General features: G+C 64.2%; 14 protein-coding genes and 2 pseudogenes. 7 read left to right on the top strand and 9 right to left on the bottom strand.

Annotated elements, in window-relative coordinates:
• The first annotated feature begins 48 nt into the window (after positions 1-48).
• Positions 49-507: a bacteriohemerythrin gene (locus tag GTP44_RS03375; RefSeq protein WP_160991199.1), complete on the top strand. Its 459-nt coding sequence runs from the start codon at positions 49-51 to the stop codon at positions 505-507.
• Here GTP44_RS03375 and GTP44_RS03370 read toward each other — a convergent pair.
• The 4 genes from GTP44_RS03370 to GTP44_RS03355 form a co-directional block, all read right to left on the bottom strand.
• Positions 500-1,258, bottom strand: a complete 759-nt coding sequence (locus GTP44_RS03370) for a Crp/Fnr family transcriptional regulator (protein WP_161018321.1) — start codon at positions 1,256-1,258, stop codon at positions 500-502. The two genes, GTP44_RS03375 and GTP44_RS03370, sit on opposite strands and share 8 nt — an antisense overlap.
• A 1-nt stretch (position 1,259) precedes the next feature.
• Positions 1,260-1,958 carry a Crp/Fnr family transcriptional regulator gene (locus GTP44_RS03365; protein WP_160991201.1) on the bottom strand — a complete coding sequence of 233 codons (699 nt, stop codon included), beginning with the start codon at positions 1,956-1,958 and terminating at the stop codon, positions 1,260-1,262.
• A 10-nt stretch (positions 1,959-1,968) separates the two neighbouring features.
• Entirely contained in the window at positions 1,969-2,811 is an 843-nt protein-coding gene (locus GTP44_RS03360; protein ID WP_161018320.1) for a universal stress protein, read from the bottom strand.
• 116 nt (positions 2,812-2,927) lie between these two features.
• Positions 2,928-4,253 (bottom strand): Nramp family divalent metal transporter, encoded by a 1,326-nt coding sequence (locus tag GTP44_RS03355; RefSeq protein WP_161018319.1) that lies wholly within the window; start codon positions 4,251-4,253, stop codon positions 2,928-2,930.
• Positions 4,254-4,514: 261 nt separating this feature from the next.
• Between GTP44_RS03355 and GTP44_RS03350 the strand changes: the two genes are divergently transcribed.
• Both GTP44_RS03350 and GTP44_RS03345 read left to right on the top strand, forming a co-directional pair.
• Positions 4,515-6,590 carry a TonB-dependent siderophore receptor gene (locus tag GTP44_RS03350; protein ID WP_161018318.1) on the top strand — a complete coding sequence of 692 codons (2,076 nt, stop codon included), beginning with the start codon at positions 4,515-4,517 and terminating at the stop codon, positions 6,588-6,590.
• Positions 6,587-7,735: an acetyltransferase domain-containing protein gene (locus tag GTP44_RS03345; RefSeq protein WP_161018317.1), complete on the top strand. Its 1,149-nt coding sequence runs from the start codon at positions 6,587-6,589 to the stop codon at positions 7,733-7,735. The genes GTP44_RS03350 and GTP44_RS03345 overlap by 4 nt, the downstream gene beginning before the upstream one ends.
• On the opposite strand, the pseudogene GTP44_RS03340 reads toward GTP44_RS03345, so the two are convergent.
• Positions 7,726-8,496, bottom strand: a pseudogene (locus GTP44_RS03340) (LysR family transcriptional regulator); the annotation flags it as partial. The gene GTP44_RS03345 and the pseudogene GTP44_RS03340 overlap by 10 nt on opposite strands.
• 70 nt (positions 8,497-8,566) lie before the next feature.
• Between GTP44_RS03340 and GTP44_RS03335 the strand changes: the two are divergent.
• Positions 8,567-8,869: pseudogene (locus GTP44_RS03335) on the top strand (isocitrate/isopropylmalate family dehydrogenase); the annotation flags it as partial.
• Here the strand turns inward: GTP44_RS03335 and GTP44_RS03330 are convergent.
• Positions 8,838-10,124 carry a cation:proton antiporter gene (locus GTP44_RS03330; protein ID WP_161018315.1) on the bottom strand — a complete coding sequence of 429 codons (1,287 nt, stop codon included), beginning with the start codon at positions 10,122-10,124 and terminating at the stop codon, positions 8,838-8,840. The pseudogene GTP44_RS03335 and the gene GTP44_RS03330 sit on opposite strands and share 32 nt — an antisense overlap.
• A gap of 133 nt (positions 10,125-10,257) precedes the next feature.
• Here GTP44_RS03330 and GTP44_RS03325 point away from each other — a divergent pair, with 133 nt between their 5' ends.
• Positions 10,258-10,944 (top strand): pentapeptide repeat-containing protein, encoded by a 687-nt coding sequence (locus GTP44_RS03325; protein ID WP_161018314.1) that lies wholly within the window; start codon positions 10,258-10,260, stop codon positions 10,942-10,944.
• Here the strand turns inward: GTP44_RS03325 and GTP44_RS03320 are convergent.
• Positions 10,941-11,492: a thioesterase family protein gene (locus GTP44_RS03320; RefSeq protein WP_161018313.1), complete on the bottom strand. Its 552-nt coding sequence runs from the start codon at positions 11,490-11,492 to the stop codon at positions 10,941-10,943. The two genes, GTP44_RS03325 and GTP44_RS03320, sit on opposite strands and share 4 nt — an antisense overlap.
• Before the next feature lie 93 nt (positions 11,493-11,585).
• Here GTP44_RS03320 and GTP44_RS03315 point away from each other — a divergent pair, with 93 nt between their 5' ends.
• Positions 11,586-11,933, top strand: coding sequence for a helix-turn-helix domain-containing protein (locus tag GTP44_RS03315; RefSeq protein ID WP_202423961.1), 348 nt, complete (start codon positions 11,586-11,588; stop codon positions 11,931-11,933).
• Positions 11,934-11,947: 14 nt separating this feature from the next.
• Here GTP44_RS03315 and bcaP read toward each other — a convergent pair whose 3' ends face one another.
• Positions 11,948-13,336 carry a branched-chain amino acid transporter BcaP gene (gene bcaP / locus GTP44_RS03310; RefSeq protein WP_308494306.1) on the bottom strand — a complete coding sequence of 463 codons (1,389 nt, stop codon included), beginning with the start codon at positions 13,334-13,336 and terminating at the stop codon, positions 11,948-11,950.
• Positions 13,337-13,471: 135 nt separating this feature from the next.
• The gene (locus tag GTP44_RS03305) at positions 13,472-14,581 is read right to left on the bottom strand and encodes a sugar diacid recognition domain-containing protein (protein ID WP_161018312.1); all 1,110 of its coding nucleotides are present in this window, start codon (positions 14,579-14,581) and stop codon (positions 13,472-13,474) included.
• Positions 14,582-14,712: 131 nt separating this feature from the next.
• Between GTP44_RS03305 and GTP44_RS03300 the strand changes: the two genes are divergently transcribed.
• On the top strand, positions 14,713-15,999 hold the full coding sequence (locus GTP44_RS03300; protein ID WP_161018311.1) for an MFS transporter: 1,287 nt from the start codon (positions 14,713-14,715) through the stop codon (positions 15,997-15,999).
• Positions 16,000-16,008 lie beyond the last annotated feature (9 nt).

Below are 16,008 nucleotides of genomic sequence, written 5' to 3'. Positions count from 1 at the left end.
GCCAGTCAATGACACACAATGACACACAATGGCACACAGGAGAGAGTCATGGATACCCACGCATTGAGCGCCGACATGGTGCTCGGCATACCCTTGTTTGATGAGGCGCACCAGGCGCTGGCCGAGCAGATCAACGTGCTGCTGGCCGGCCCGGACGCGGAGTTTGAAGACAATCTGGCACTGCTGGTTTCCTGCCTGGAGGACGATTTCCGGGTCGAGGAGCAGTTGATGGAGGCGATCGACTATCCGGCCATCCGCAGCCACCGCGAGCAGCACGCGCGGGTGCTGGCCACGCTGCACGGTCTGGCGCCGGGCGACATCGCGGCCGGGCGCAAGGTGGCGGCGCTGATTTCGCCGTGGTTCCAGGTGCACCTGGCCACCGCCGACACCGCGCTGGCGATCGCCTTGCAGATGGCCGGCCGGCCGCAGGGCGCGCCGGCCGGTCAGGACGATGTGCCGGCGGCGCGCCTGACGCCGCGCCGCCGGCCGATTCCCCACCTCAGCTAGTCACCGCGTCGTCCAGTGCCAGCGGCGCGCCCGCCGCCACCCGTTCGACATCGGCGCGGCCGGGCAGTGTGAAGGCGCGCTGGCCCATGCTCAGCCATCCACGGCGGCGCAACGCGCTGAGGCAGCGGCTGACGGTGGACGAGGTCAATCCCAGATAGTCGGCGATATCCTGGCGCGACATCGGCAACGTCGCCTTGGCGTAGCCGTGCGCCTGCTCCAGCCGTTGCAGCAGAAATTGCGCCACCCGCTGCGCCGCCGAGGTGCTGCGCAGCATGGCCGCGTGCTGTTGGTGGCGGGCGATGGTGCAGCTCAGCAGGTGGCCGAAGGCCTCGGCGCTGCGCGGCTGCCGGTCCAGCAGCGCGGTCAGCATCGCATACGGCACGCTGGCGATTTCGCAATCGGTCAGCGCCACGGCGCCGGCATGGCGCCGCTCCTCGTTCAGCGACTCCAGGCCGATCCAGGCGCCCGGTCCGAGGAACTCGATGATGTGCTGGCCGCCTTCGCGGCCGTGCTGGTACAGCTTGATGTCGCCCTTGCGGAGGATGTGCAGTTGCTGGTCCACCGTGTCCGACACGCGGAACAGGTGCTCGCCGCCGTGCAATTGCACGCAGCGCTGCTCCAGGCACGGTTGCTGCGGCGGCAGCGATCCGGGTGGCGCCTCGTCCAGGCACAGCGCGTTGAGGGGGCAGGCCTGGCAGCGGCGGATGTGGTCGGCCACGCTGCCGGTGACCAGGCGAAGTCGGTTAGCCATATTAATTCTCCACACCGGCGGCGGTGCGTTGCAGCGCGTCCGGGTCCAGCAAAGTGAGGTCGCGCCGGTGCAGTTGCAGCATGCCCTTGCGGCGGAACTGGTCGATCAGGCGGCTGACGCATTCGGCGCTGACGCCGATGTAGCTGGCGATATCGCAGCGCGACATCGGCAGCCGGAAGCGGCGCGCCGAATAGCCGTTGCTGTGATACGCCTGCGACAGGTTGAGCACCAGATCGGCCATCCGCTGGCGCGAATGGGTGTGGTGCAACAGCAGCGTGGCCTGCTGGGCGCGGCGGATCTCGCCGGCCAGCAGCGCGTGCAGGCCGTTGCGCTGCATCGGCTGCCGGCGGCCGCGAAAGGCCTGGCGATCCCAATCGATGACGCACACTTCGCTATCCTCCAGCGCCACCGCGCTGGCCGTGTGACCGGCCGCGCCCAGCGTGTTGAGTCCCAAAAAATCCGGCGCCATGGCGAAGGCGATCACCTGCTCCGCGTCGCCGGGACGCTGCATCACCAGCTTGAAGCTGCCGGAGCGGATGCAGTAGATCCGGTTGCCGGGCGACTCGCCGACCCGGTACAGGCTGTCGTGACGGCGCACGCGCAGCCGGTGGCCGGCGATCTGCTCGTTGGCGGCGGTGCCTTCGCACAAGTGCGTGTGGATGCAGCGCTCGCAGTTGCTGCGGTAAGAATCGATCCCCATGCCACCCCGCTCAATGCGCCATCAGCACCGGCAGCGTCATCGACTGCAGCACGGTGCGCGTCACGCCGCCCAGCACGATCTCGCGCCAGCGTTGATGGCCGTAGGCGCCCATCACCAGCAGGTCGGCGCCGATGTCGGCCGCCAGCGACAGCAGCGCGTTGCCGAGGTCCAGGCCGACCGGCGTGTGCTGCTGGGTGACTTCGACCTTGACGCCATGGCGCGCCAGGTACAGCGCGATGTCGGCGCCCGGATTTTCGCCGTGGGTGCCGTATTGGGTCTGGGCGTTGAACACCGCCAGCGTAACGCGTTGCGTGCGGCGCAGCAGCGGCAGCGCGTCGGTGACGGCGCGGGTGGCGGCGCGGCTGCCGTCCCAGGCCACCAGCGCGTGCTGGTCGATGTGGGCGTAGCGGCCGGCGTAGGGCACCAGCAGCACCGGCCGGCCGCTGTGCAGCGCCAGGTGTTCCGGCAGCTTGTACAGGATGTCCGGGCCGGTCAGCTCGGGATCGCTCTGGCTCAACACCAGCAGGTCGGCGTAGCGCGCTTGCAGCACCATGCCGGTTTCGGAATCGTCGTCGCTGAGGCGGCGCTCGCCGGCGACGCCGGCGGCGTCGGCCTTGGTGGTGAAGTGTTCCAGCGCCTGGCGGCTGGCGGCGGTGACCGACTCGATGTCGACCGCCGCCAGCACCGCGCCGTAGGCGAAGGCGGCGTTGCGCGCGGCGTCCTGCGCCAGCCCGGTGAAGGCGGCGCCGACCAGGTGCGCCTCGTGGGCAAGGGCGACCTGGCAGGCCAGCGCGTAGCGCGACGCGGCGTGCGGCGAGAGGTCGGCATGAACCAGTATCGTTTTATAAGTCATGATGAGCTCCTTGTGATGTCCAATGTCAGGCTATCAAAGCTCTTCAACTATTTTTATGATCTGGATCAAATTTCTCCGGATAAATTATTGCGCTGGCTAGTTGACAGCGCCAGGCGTCACGCCGCCAGCGCGCGGCTGATCATGATCGTGTTCAGCGCGACGATGACCGCCATCATGCTCCACGCCAGCCAGGTGATGGCGCGCGGCGTGGCGAAGCCGCCCATGATGGTGCGGTCGCTGGCGTAGCGGATCAGCGGCCACATGGCGAACGGCAGCTGCATGCTGAGGATAACCTGACTCAACAAGAGCAGGCTGGTGACGCCACGGTCGCCATAAATCAGCGTGACGGCCAGCGCCGGCACGATGGCCACCGAGCGGGTGATCAGGCGCCGCGCCCATGGCGGCATATTGATCTGGACGAAGCCCTGCATGACAATCTGTCCGGCCAGCGTGGCCGTCACCGACGAGCTGAGGCCGGCCGCCAGCAGCGCCACGCCGAACAGGATGCTGGCCACGCCGGCGCCGGTCAGCGGGCCGAGCAACTGGTAGGCTTCCTCCAGCTCGGCCACATGGGCGTTGCCGGTGCTGTGGAACACCGCCGCCGAGGTGATCAGGATGGCGCCGTTGACCAGGCAGGCCAGCGCCAGCGCGCCGACGACGTCGGCGGTGGCGAAGGCGATGGCTTCGCGCTTGCCCTCGTCGCTGGTGTTGAAGCGGCGCGTCTGCACGGTGGACGAGTGCAGGTACAGATTGTGCGGCATGACGGTGGCGCCGATGATGCCGATGGCGAGGTACAGCATGCCGGGATCGGTCACCGTCTGCGTCGATGGCAGCAGGCCGGCGGCCACGGCGCGCCATTCTGGCTGCGCCAGCGCCAGGTTGATGCCGAAGCAGACGAAGATCACGCCCAGCAGGGCGATGACAAAGGCCTCCAGGTAGCGGAAGCCGCGCTGTTGCAGCCACAGGATGGCGAACACGTCGAGCGCGGTCAGAATCACGCCGTAGCTCAGCGGAATGCCGAACAGCAGCTTGAGCGCGATGGCCGTGCCGATCACTTCGGCCAGGTCGCAGGCGCAGATGGCGATTTCGCACAACAGCCACTGGCAAAAGGCCGAGCGTTTCGAGGCGTGGCGGCGGCACAGTTGCGCCAGGTCGGCCTGGGCGACGATGCCGAGACGGGCGGTCAGCACTTGCAGCAGCATCGCCATGCAGCTGGACAGGGCGATGATCCATAGCAGCGCGTAACCGTGGGCGGCGCCGCCGGCCAGGTCGGTGGCCCAGTTGCCGGGGTCCATGTAGCCGACCGCGACCAGGTAGCCGGGGCCGATAAAGCTGAGGAAGCGTCGCCACCACGGGCCGTGCTGGCGCACCGCCACGCTGCGCTGGCCGTTGATGTTGTCGTCGGACGGTTGCGCTGGCGCGGTGATTACGGGGGGAGTCATGGAGAGAATTCCTTTGCGGCCGCCTTCGGCCGGTTGCACGACGGAGAAATGCGTGGCGGCGAAGGGCTGGCTACGTCCTGAGTGCCCATAGTACGGTATTTTTGCCAGCGTGTTCAACGCGCGGTACCATGGCGTCGCCGCGCCGTGTGTTGCCGCACATAGTGGCCAAGACTGCCATGGTCACCATAAAATAATGCAATAGACTTGCATTTGTGTATAATGCAGCCGACTTGCATTTATTAACAGAGTATTGGAGTATTCATGTCGGTAGTACGTTTTTCGCGCCTGGCGGTGTGCATCGCCGCCGCTTATCCCTTGGTGGCCCTGGCGGACGATGTCGTCGAGATTGTCGGCGCACGCCAGCCTTACCGCAGCTTGTCCGCCACCGGCGCGACCAAGACCGAGACCGACTTGAAAGACCTGCCGCAAAGCGCCCGCGTGCTGACCGCCGACATGCTGCAGGACGCCGGCGTGAACCGCATCGCCGACGCGCTGGACATGGGCAGCGGCATTTCGCGGCAGAGCAATTTCGGCGGCGTGTGGGATGCCTACGCGGTGCGCGGCTTCACCGGCGATCCCAATTACGGTTCCGATTTGCTGATCAACGGCTTCAGCTCCAGCCGTGGCTACAATGGTCTGCGCGACAGCGTCAATGTCGGCAGCGTCGAGATTCTGAAAGGTCCGGCGGCGGCGCTGTACGGTCGTGGCGAGCCGGGGGGGATTATCAATATCACCACCAAGAAGCCGCTGTTCCAGCCTTCCTATACCTTGAGTCAGTCGCTGTCCTCGCACGATACGTGGCGCACGACGGCCGATCTGACCGGGCCTTTGAGCGACACCGTGGCCTACCGCCTGAACGCCGCCTATGAAAAGGGCGACAGCTATCGCGATACGCTGTCGACCAAGCGGCATATGGTGTCGCCGTCGGTGATCTGGCGGCTGGCGGAGAACACCACGCTGTCATATGAGCTGGAAGCGTTCGAGCAGCAGGCGTATTTCGACCGCGGCGTGGTGGCGGTCAAGAGCGTGCTGGGATTGATACCGAATTCGCGCTTCCTCGGCGAGCCTGCGGACGGCCCGGTGAAGGTCAAGTCGACCGGGCATCAACTGTTCCTGCAACATGACTTCAGCAATGGCTGGTCGTTGCAAAGCGGCCTGTCATACCGCGACAGCCAGATGGTGGGCTTCTCGACCGAGGCGTCGACGCTGCAGGCGGATGGCCGCACGCTGTGGCGCCAGCGCCGGTATCGCGATTTTTCGGCGCAGGACTGGTCGGGGCGCGTGGAGTTGTTGGGCAAGATAGGCGCGCACCATGTGCTGGTGGGCGTGGACGGCTACCGCTTCATCGACGACCGCCTGCAACTGCGCAAGAGCCCCAACGCTGCCGCGCCGTATGCGATCGACATCTATGCGCCGGTCTATGGCGGCCCGCAGCCGACCGTGCTCGGTGCGTCGATCAACACCCGCGAGCAGCAGTGGCAGACCGCCGTCTACGCGCAGGACCAGATCGATCTGAGTGAGCACTGGAAGGCGCTGCTGGGCGTGCGTCGCGACGGCTATCGTCAGACCATCACCAACTACAATCGCGCCGGCCAGCAGAATCATCAGACGCTGGAGGCCACCAGCCCGCGCGCGGGCATTGTCTATCAGCCGGACAAGCAGGTGTCGCTGTACGCGTCGGCTGGCAAGTCGTTCCGTCCGAACAGCGGCATCGGCATCAATAACGAATCGTTCCCGGCCGAGACCAGCCGCGCCTACGAGGCGGGCGTGAAGTTCGATAGCGCTGACGGGAAGGTCAGCAGCACGCTGGCCGTGTATTCGATCAAGAAGAAAAACGTGCTGACACTGAATCCGCTCGACACCAACTTTTCGCTGGCCGCCGGTGAAGTCGGCAGCAAGGGCGTGGAGCTGGACGTGGCGGGCGAGATCGCGCGCAAGCTGCAACTGTCGCTCTCGTATGCCTACACCGACGCCAAGGTGCTGCGCGATAACGTGCTGGCCGTCGGCGGCCGGCTGGCCAATGTGCCTAAGCAGGCGGCGAACGTGATGCTGGTGCAGGAGTTTGGCCTGGACGGCGGCGCGCGCGCCTCGTTCGGCGGCGGCGCCAACTACGTCGGCGAACGCAATGGCGATGTGGCGATCAGCAGCACCTTCAAACTGCCGGCGTACACCACGGCCAAGCTGGTGTCGTCGTACTCGCCGTCGAAGAAGCTGCGCATTTCGCTGGATATCGATAATCTGTTCAACAAGGTGTACTACGCCAGCTCTTACCAGCAAGTCTGGGTGGCGCCCGGCGAAGACCGCCGCGTGACCTTGAAAGTCGAGTACAAGTTATGAGCGTAGTGAGTGCACGCGGCGCGCGCGTGGCCTCGATTGATGTGATGCGCGGCCTGGTGATGATGATCATGATGCTGGACCATGTGCGCGAATCGTTCTTCATGCGCTTCCCGGTCAACGATCCGATGAACTTGGCGGAAACCGAGCCGGGGTTGTTCTTCGGCCGGGTGCTGGCGCATTTTTGCGCGCCGGTGTTTGTGTTCCTGACCGGCCTGTCGGCCTGGCTGTACGCGCATCCATCATCGGGACCGCGTTCGCCGGCCGGTTTTCTGTTCAAACGCGGGCTGTTCCTGATCGTTCTGGAGATTTGCGTGGTTGGCGTGGCATGGGCCGGGCAGATACCGCCGGCCATCACTTATCTGCAGGTGATCTGGGCCATCGGCATGTCGATGATCGTGTTGTCGGTGCTGCACCGGCTGCCGCGCGGTGTGCTGATCGCGTTTGGTTTGCTGGTGGTCTTCGGTCATAACCTGCTGACGCCGATCTCGTTCCAACCGGGTGAATTCGGCTACAACGCCTGGACCATCCTGCATGACCGCGGCTTCCTGGATGTGGAAGGCTTGAAGATCCGCAGCAGTTACCCGCTGCTGCCGTGGTTCGGCGTGATTGCGCTGGGCTATGCGATCGGTCCGTGGTACGCATCGGCCACCGCGCCGGAGCAGCGCCGCAAGCTGTTGCTACGCACCGGCGTCATCGCACTGGCGCTGCTGGCGGTGCTGCGCGGCTTTAACATCTACGGCGAAACCCTGCCCTGGCAGCGTGGCGCCGACGCGCTGCATACCGTGATGTCGTTCCTGAACGTCACCAAGTACCCGCCGTCTCTGGCTTTCCTGTTGTTGACACTGGGCGTTTGCTTGCTACTGCTGGCGTGGCTGGAGCGGCACGATAACTGGTTCCTGCGCGCCAGCGCTACCTTTGGCGGCGCGCCGATGTTCTATTACCTGCTGCATCTGTATGTGCTGCTTGGCCTGAAGACGGCGGCCCTGGCCTGGTTTGGGCCGAACTATGGCCAGCACTATGAATTCGACCATGTGTGGCAGCTCTGGGTCATGAGCGCCGTGCTGGTTCCGCTATTGTACTGGCCGTGCCGGGCCTTCGGCGACTTCAAGCGCCGCACCAGCATGGCCTGGGTGCGCTATTTCTGAGCCAGTTGCCGCTCCATGAATTCAACACACACACGCACCTTGGCCGAACCCGCAAGCCGTTGCGGGTAGACCGCCCAGACGTTGGCGCTCTGGGTGTATTGGGATAGTACCGGTACAAGGTCGCCACTGTCCAGGTGCGGTTTGGCGTCCCAGTGCGAGCGCAGCACGATGCCGGCGCCTGCCACCGCCCATTGCAATGCGATCTCGCCGTGATTGGACGATAACGATCCGGTCACCTTCACCGATTCTTCCTTGCCGCCGCCGGCGCGCAGCGACCAGACGCCGAACGGCAAGTCGCGCTCCTTGATCACCAGGCAGTTGTGGCCCGCCAGTTCCTGCAGGCTGCGTGGTGTGCCGTGCTGTTTCAGATAGTCCGGCGAGGCGCACAGCATGCGGTGGTTGGCCATCAGCTTGCGGGCGATCAGGTGCGGCGCGATCTCGTCGCCGATACGCACGTCGAGGTCGAAGCCTTCCGCCACAATGTCGACCAGGCGGTCGAACACCTCAAAGCGGACTTGCAGCGTCGGATGCGCGGCGACCAGCCGCGCCGCCACCGGCGCGACCACATTGCGGCCAAAGCCGAAACTGCTGCTGATGCGCAGCAGGCCACGCGGCACCGCGCGTCGTTCCGCCACCTCGTGCAGCAGGCGGTCGGGATTCTCCAGGATGGTCATAGCGTGGGCGTAGACTTTTTCGCCGTCCTCGCTGACGATGACGCGCCGTGTGGTGCGGTGAAACAGCCGCACGCCCAGCATTTGTTCCGATTCTGATGAATGATAAACGACGGCTAAGAGTTTATGCTGTGGCTTTCCATGAAGGGAGCAGTCATGAATTGCGCCGTCGGCCAACCTGAATCCGGAGCGCACCTTCCCGTCGCTGTTCGAACCGGTGCACGGCTCGGCGCCTGACATCTATGGCCGCAATATCGCCAACCCGATCGCCATGATCTGGTGCGGCGCGATGATGCTGGACTTCCTCGGTCACGCCGACGCGCACGACGCGGTCGTGGCCGCGATTGAGCACTGCCTGGTGGACGGCCCGCGCACGCCGGACATGGGCGGCACCGCCAGCACCACCGATGCCGGCACGGCGATCGTCGCGCTTATCGCGAGTCGATCAGCGGCTTCACACTGAAGCCGTGCACCAGTATCGATAGCATGATCACGCCGAGCGCGATGCCGGTCAACTGCTTGCTCATGTTTGGCGGCAGGCCGGCCTGGATAGCATAGACCAGATAGAAGATCGAGCCGATGCCGCGCACGCCGAACCAGCCGATCATGGCCCGCATACGCTTGCCTGTGCCGCTGCCGATCAGTCCTACGTAGACCGACAGCGGGCGCGCCACGACGAACAGGAAGGCCGCCACGCCGATGGTTTCGTAGGGCAGTTCGCGCAGCGAGATCATACCGCCCAACAGCAGCACCAGCGTCAGCTCGGACAGGCGCTCCAGGTGTTCCTTGAATACCAGCGCTTCCGCGCTGACCACCAGCGGCACGTCCTTGTTCTCGCTGGCTTGCGCCGCTTGCGACTTGGACAGTTCCGGCTCGCGCAGGCCTTGGCGGTCCTTGGGGGCGCCTGCCAGTTGCAATTCCGTCTGCCGCAGCGCCACGGCGGCGAAAAACACGGCGAGGAAGCCGGACGCCTTGATCAGGCTGCTCACGCCGAAGACCACGGCGATCAGGCCCAGTCCCACCAAGTCGTCCATGATTTCGTGGCGCGTCGCCAGTATGCGCAGGCGCCAGCCCAGTCGCGCCAGGCCGGCGCCGGCCGCCACGCCCACCGCCACGGCGGCGGCGCTGGCCCAGATCACATCCACCAGCAACCAGCGCCAGTAATGGTCGCCGGCTTCGCCCATGTGCAGCATGCCGAGGCCCAGCAGCACGAAGGGAAAGGCGCTGCCGTCGTTCATGCCCGCTTCGCAGGTCAGATTGAAGCGCAGTTCATCCTTGTCGCCGGCATGGCGCACCTGCACGTCGGTGGCCAGCACCGGATCGGTGGGCGCCAGTATGCCGCCCAGCAGCACGGCGGCGCCGGCCGGCAGATGCAGGACGTAGTAACAGAAGAGGGCGACCAGTCCCACCGTCAGCGCCATCGACAGCCAGGCCAGGCGCAGCGGCGCGTTCCAGCGCGACAGCGAGAACGGCACCGGCATCTTGATCCCGGCGGAGAACAGCGATATCAGCAGCGCGATCTCGGCCAGCATCTCCAGCGGGCCGGATGCCTTGAAGGGATCGAAGTGGAACAGGTTGAGGCAGCTCGGCCCCATCAGCAGGCCCGCGCCGAGGTAGACGATGGCGGAGGTGAACGGCGAACGTGCAATGGTGCTCGCGGCCAGGCCGCGTGCCAGCATCAGCAGACCAATCAGCAGGAACCATTGGTTGGCGCTCATGGGATGGCTCGTTCCGGCGGGCGGTATTTTTTCATCATGCGCCACAGATTACGAGAGTTTGTCCGTGAAGTCTGTTGGGTAGGGCACCCTGGACCGGTTATACTCGCCGGCACTACGACGATAATCTGAAACGATGAGTGATGTGAATACCAACGCCGTTTCCTCGGTGGCGCTGTCGCGTGCCGAGCTGGAAGAGCATGTGGCGCAAGGCGTGCGCCGTTTTGACAGCTGTGCTTTTGATGACGAGGATTTGTCCCGCCTTGATTTGCAAGGCGTGGTGTTTGAACGCTGCACCTTCGCCGGCACCACGCTGTTCGCCTGCAAGCTGGCGCGTTCGCAGTGGTTGCGCTGCCGCGCCGGCGGCGCCGATCTGGAATCGGTCGACGCGGTGGACGCGCGCTTCGATGGCTGCGATCTGAATAACACCAAATGGCGCCGCGCCAAGCTGGCGTCGGCGGCCTTCCATGGTTGCAAGCTGACCGGCGCGGGCTTTGAAGAGGTGGCCCATCTGGGGATTCATTTTGAAGAATGCCTGCTGATCGGCGCGGACCTGCGCGGTTTTTCGTTCCGCAAGGCAGAGCTGAAGGCGCTGGATTTTTCAGACGCCTATCTGTCCGGCTGTGATTTTCGGGATGCCGTGTTTGAAGGCGGCAGCCTGCGCAACGCGGTGCTGAAACTGGCCAAGTTCCAGGGCGCCGATCTGCGCTTGGCCGATATCGAAGGCGTGAAGCTGACGGAGGCCGGCGTGTTCAAGGGCGCCACCATCTCCCATGCGCAAGCGGCCGGCTTCCTGCGCGAACTCGGATTGAGCGTAATTTAGCGTAGGATTGGGGCTTCCTCTTCGCGTAGCTGCGCGCTCATGCCGTCGCAGCTCTGCGACCACGCCGTCAGCCATGCGGGCAGTGGTGGCGACTGTTCCGGCACACCGAGGTCGCGCACGATGTCGACCGGCGGCACCGTGCCGGTGGACGAGCGGAACACGCCGCGCATCAACACCACGCCGGCCACGCGGCCATCCTTGATGAAGCGGTGTTCGAGGAAGCTCCATTTTTCGTCCCAGCCCAGCATGCGGGTGTGGATTTCAAACGTCTCGAACAGTTTTAATTCGCGGCGGAACTTGCCCCAGGCGTCACCGACGATGGGAACCGCCTTGCGACGCAGCGCGATGCGGAAGGCGCCTGTCTTCAGTACGTAGTCCATGCGGCCGATGTCGGCCAGCGTGAAATAGCGGCCGTTGGTGATGTGGCGGTTCAGGTCCAGGTCCAGCGGCCATACGCGCATGTGCACGACGGTGGTGGAAAACGGGTCCACAGGCTTGCGCCATGGACGCTTCAACAGCATCCAGATCAGTCGGAACCAGAGATTCATTGTGTGTTGGTGAGTAGAGTATCGCCACCACTATAGACGATAGGATTCTGTTAAGGTAGGTGCGGAAATGACTTTTTTCATGCGAAATCCGCCATGCACATCACTTTACTGTTTGCCGACCAGTGTGCGGCCGCCAGCGCCACCACGCATTGGGCGTTTGCAGAGCTGTTCCGCAAGCGCTATCCCGACGTGCGCATGGACGAGCGTCAGAACCTGTGTGAGGACAATCGCCTGATGACCAGCGGCGGCGCCAGCGCGGCCATGGAGCTGATAACGCTGCGCCTGGAAAAGGCCAAGCACTTGTTGGAGTCCACCCGCATGAGCCTTGACAGCATTACCTTCAAAGTCGGCTATGCCGACAGCAACTCTTTCCGCCGCCTGTTTCAGCAGCGGGTCGGACTGTTGCCGGCGGCGTACCGCAAGAAATTCCAGCCCGCGTGACGCGGGCCGGACGCTCAGTTCAGCAACGAGCGTTTGCGCGCGTAGGTGAAGTAGATCACCAGGCCGATCGCCATCCAGATGCCGAAGGCGACCCAGGTGTGCCAGCTCAGGTAAGCCATCAGCGTGACGCAGAAGATGACCGCCAGCGCCGGAATCACCGGCACGCCAGGGCAACGGAAGGCACGCGGCAGGTCCGGGCGCTTTTTGCGCAGGATGACCACGGCGACCGACACCAGCGTGAATGCGGCCAGCGTGCCGATGTTGACCAGTTCACTCAGAATGTTCAGCGGCACGAAGGCGGCCATCAGGCCGAACACGATACCAACGATCCAGGTGGCGAGGAACGGCGTCTGGAAGCGCGGATGCACTTTCGACAGGCGTTGCGGCAGCAGGCCGTCGCGCGACATGGCGTAGATGATGCGGGTCTGGCCATAGGCCATCACCAGGATCACGGTGGTCATGCCGAGGATCGCGCCCAGGTCGACGAAGCCGGCGAACCAGTTTTCACCGGCGCGTTGCAGCGCCAGCGTGACCGGGTGGTCGACGCCGAGGAATTCCTTGTACGGCACGATGCCGGTCATGATCGCCGAGACGATCACATACAGCACCGTGCAGCCGGCCAGCGAGCCGATGATGCCGATCGGCAGATCGCGCTCCGGACGTTTGACTTCTTCCGCCGCCGAGGTCACGGCGTCGAAACCGATGAAGGCGAAGAACACCAGCGCCGAGGCGCTCAGCATGCCGTTGATCCCGTAGGGCATGAAGGGCGTCCAGTTGGCCGGCGTGACGTGGCGGGCGCCGACGGCGATAAAGAGCAGCACCACGCCGATCTTGATGACCACCATGACGTTGTTGAGGCGAGCCGACTCGCGCACGCCGATGCTCAGCATCGCGGTCAGCAGCAGCATGATGCACAGCGCCGGCAGGTTGATCAGCGTGTCCACACCGGGCATGGCGCCGGGGGCGGCGGTCAGCGCGACCGGCAGATGCCAGTCGAAGCCGGACAGCAGCGACTGGAAGTAACCGGACCAGCCGACCGATACGGCCGATGTGGCCAGGCCGTATTCCAGCAGCAGGTCCCAGCCGATCATCCACGCGGCCAGTTCGCCCAGCGTGGCGTAGGAGTAGGTGTAGATGGAGCCGGCCACCGGAACGGTGGAGGCGAATTCAGCGTAGCACAGCGCGGCGAAGCAGCAGGCCAGCGCCGCCACGACAAAGGACAGCGTCAGCGCCGGACCGGCGGTGACGGCGCCGGTACCGGTCAGCACGAAGATGCCTGTGCCGACGATGGCGCCGATGCCCATCAAGATCAGGTCGAAAGGACCAAGTACCTTCGCCAGGCCGCCCGGCTTGCGGGCATTGGCGATCATGTCATCCAGATTCTTCGTTCTAAAAAGGCTCAAAATAGCTCCAGTGCTTTTTTGTGTTTTATCGTGTAACCCAAGGCGGGCCTGGTGGGCTGCTTTTTGGGCAAGCGGGAATAATACAGCATGTTTTCAGCAATGCCGAACTTGTTGTTTTATGTGTGCCGCCTACGATCAGGGGCTGGACAAGAGCACGGAAATGTAGAGCATAAAGCGGTCTTCCAGCCGCGCCAGATCCAGGCCGGTGATGTCGCCGATGCGGCGCAGGCGGTAATCCAGCGTGTTGCGGTGGATGTGCAAGGCTTCCGCCGTGGCGGCGGGATGGCCGTCTTGGGCGAACCAGACTTCCAGTGTGCGCTGCAGCATATCCTTGTTCTTGCCGAGTTTTTCGATGGGCGCGCGCAGCTGCGCGCCTTGCCAGCCGGTGTTCAGGCCGGAGAGCAGTACAGGCAACGCGTGGTCGTAGTAACTGTACAGGCGCTGACCACTACGCTTGCCGTCGCGCGCGCGGGCCACGCGGGCGGCGGTCCTGGCGCTCTGGTAGGAGGTGGCCACGCCGGCGATGCCTTGCAGCGCGATGCCCATGGTGAGCGTGTGTGGCTGCGGGCAGGTCTCGCGCAGCAGCGTAGCGAGGGCGTGCTGTTGGTGATCCTCAAAGTCCAGGATCACCAGTTCCCGCGGGCCGGCGGCGGCAGTCAGCGCCGAGGGCAGGCGGGCTTGCAGGCGCGGTTGCAGGCCTTGCAGATGCGCTGGCGCGGTGTCGCCATCGTCCAGTTCCAGCACATACACGTTATGCGGCTGCGTGAAGCTGACGCCGAGCCGGTGCGCCCATGCGTTCAGGTCCGCCTGGTCGGCGGCATGATCGGCGTTGATCAGGTTCAGGACAAAGGCTTCGCGGTAGCGCGAATCGCGTTGCAGCTCGCCGGCCAACTGTGCTTGTTCAAGGATCATTTCTGCGGTGAGGCGTACCAGTTCACCGAATTGGCGCACTTCGGCGGGCGCGCCGCTCAGGCCTACCGCACCGCACAACCGGCCGTGCACGGTCAGCGGCAGATTGATGCCGGGCTGCGCACCGTGCAGGTTGCGCGCGCTGGCTTCGTCGATTTCCACCGTCAGTTTCTTGGCCAGCGCCAGCAGGGCGCCGGCGTGCAGCTCGCCCAGCCGGGCGGCATTGCCGCTGGCGATGATGCTGCCGTTGGCGTCCATGACGTTGACGTTGTAGGGGATGATGCGCATGGTGCGGGTAACGATATCCTGCGCCAGTGCCGTGCTTAAAATGTCCATATCCGTTATTTTAGGGCATTTGCACAAGAAAGTAGGGCGCGAGACGCCCATATTCTGGCGTCCGGCCGATGCTTTTTTGTGACCCATTCCAGATAATCCCGGATATTCACTACAAAACTCTGGAGACAAGCATGTCCATACTCGACGGCGCCTATAAAAAGGCCAGTTGGCACCTGATCCCGTTCATCTTCGTTTGCTACCTGTTCAATTATCTCGACCGCGTGAACGTCGGCTTTGCCAAGCTGGAGATGCTCGACGCGCTCAAATTGAGCAATACCGTTTACGGCTTAGGCGCCGGCATCTTCTTCATCGGCTATGTGCTGAGCGGTGTGCCGAGTAACCTGATTCTGCATAAAATCGGCGCGCGCCGCTGGATTTCGGTGATGATGATCGCGTGGGGCGGGCTGTCCGCCTGCATGCTGTTCGTGACCACGCCGACGTCGTTCTATGTGCTGCGCTTTTTCACCGGCGTGGCGGAAGCCGGTTTCTTCCCTGGCATGGTGCTGTACTTCACTCACTGGTTCCCGACCCAAAAGCGCGGCAACGTGATGGCGCTGTTCATGTCGGCGATTCCGATTTCCGGCTTGATCGGCGGCCCGCTGTCCGGCTGGATGCTGTCGCACTTTTCCGCCGGCCAGGGCGGCATGATGGGTTGGCAGTGGCTGTTCCTGCTGCAAGGCCTGCCGACCGTGCTGCTGGGCGTGGGCGTGTACTTCTACCTGAACGATGGCATCGCCGAAGCAAAATGGCTGAGCGCTGAAGAGAAATCGGCGATGCAGGCCGCGCTGCTGGCCGATGAGCAGCAGCGCGCCGCCGTCAGCACCACCGGCGATTCCTTCGGCGCCGTGTTGCGCAACGGCAGCGTGTGGATGCTGGGCGTGATCTACTTCTGCATCCAGATGGGTGTCTACGCGATCAACTTCTGGCTGCCGTCGATTATCAAGTCGCTGGGCTTTGAAAGCGCCGTCACGGTGGGCTGGCTGAGCGCCGTGCCTTATCTGCTGGCCGCCGTGTTCATGGTGTGGGCCGGCCGTTCGGCGGACCAGCATCATGAGCGCCGCCTGCACGTCTCGCTGCCGATGGTCATGGGCCTGATTGGCTTGCTGATGGCGGCCAATTTCTCCAGCAACGCCTTGATCGTCATGGTGGGCCTGAGCATGGCGACCATGGGCGCGCTGGCGGCCTTGTCGCAGTTCTGGTCTCTGCCCGCGGCCTTCCTCGGCAGCGCCGCCGCTGCCGCCGGCCTGGCGCTGATTAATTCGCTGGGCCAGATCGCCGGCTTCGTCAGCCCGTTCCTGGTCGGCTGGATCAAGGACGCGACCAACAGCACCGATGCCGCCTTGTATATCTTGTCCAGCGTACTGCTGCTTGGTGCGATACTGGTATTGCGCATTCCCGCGAAACTGGTCAACCGCTAAGAGCATCAG

It is taken from the genome of Duganella lactea (genome assembly GCF_009857505.1).
GTDB lineage: Bacteria > Pseudomonadota > Gammaproteobacteria > Burkholderiales > Burkholderiaceae_D > Rugamonas > Rugamonas lactea.
Note: the sequence above shows the minus strand (reverse complement) of the source record. Positions and strands in the feature narration are given on the sequence as shown.

Coding starts and splice junctions, on each gene's coding strand:
- GTP44_RS03365 (WP_160991201.1), bottom strand. CDS start 1,958: ATGGGGATCGATTCTTACCGCAGCAACTGCGAGCGCTGCATCCACACG.
- GTP44_RS03355 (WP_161018319.1), bottom strand. CDS start 4,253: ATGACTCCCCCCGTAATCACCGCGCCAGCGCAACCGTCCGACGACAAC.
- GTP44_RS03345 (WP_161018317.1), top strand. CDS start 6,587: ATGAGCGTAGTGAGTGCACGCGGCGCGCGCGTGGCCTCGATTGATGTG.
- GTP44_RS03305 (WP_161018312.1), bottom strand. CDS start 14,581: ATGGACATTTTAAGCACGGCACTGGCGCAGGATATCGTTACCCGCACC.
- GTP44_RS03330 (WP_161018315.1), bottom strand. CDS start 10,124: ATGAGCGCCAACCAATGGTTCCTGCTGATTGGTCTGCTGATGCTGGCA.
- GTP44_RS03360 (WP_161018320.1), bottom strand. CDS start 2,811: ATGACTTATAAAACGATACTGGTTCATGCCGACCTCTCGCCGCACGCC.
- GTP44_RS03315 (WP_202423961.1), top strand. CDS start 11,586: ATGCACATCACTTTACTGTTTGCCGACCAGTGTGCGGCCGCCAGCGCC.
- GTP44_RS03300 (WP_161018311.1), top strand. CDS start 14,713: ATGTCCATACTCGACGGCGCCTATAAAAAGGCCAGTTGGCACCTGATC.
- GTP44_RS03325 (WP_161018314.1), top strand. CDS start 10,258: ATGAGTGATGTGAATACCAACGCCGTTTCCTCGGTGGCGCTGTCGCGT.
- GTP44_RS03375 (WP_160991199.1), top strand. CDS start 49: ATGGATACCCACGCATTGAGCGCCGACATGGTGCTCGGCATACCCTTG.
- GTP44_RS03370 (WP_161018321.1), bottom strand. CDS start 1,258: ATGGCTAACCGACTTCGCCTGGTCACCGGCAGCGTGGCCGACCACATC.
- GTP44_RS03350 (WP_161018318.1), top strand. CDS start 4,515: ATGTCGGTAGTACGTTTTTCGCGCCTGGCGGTGTGCATCGCCGCCGCT.
- GTP44_RS03320 (WP_161018313.1), bottom strand. CDS start 11,492: ATGAATCTCTGGTTCCGACTGATCTGGATGCTGTTGAAGCGTCCATGG.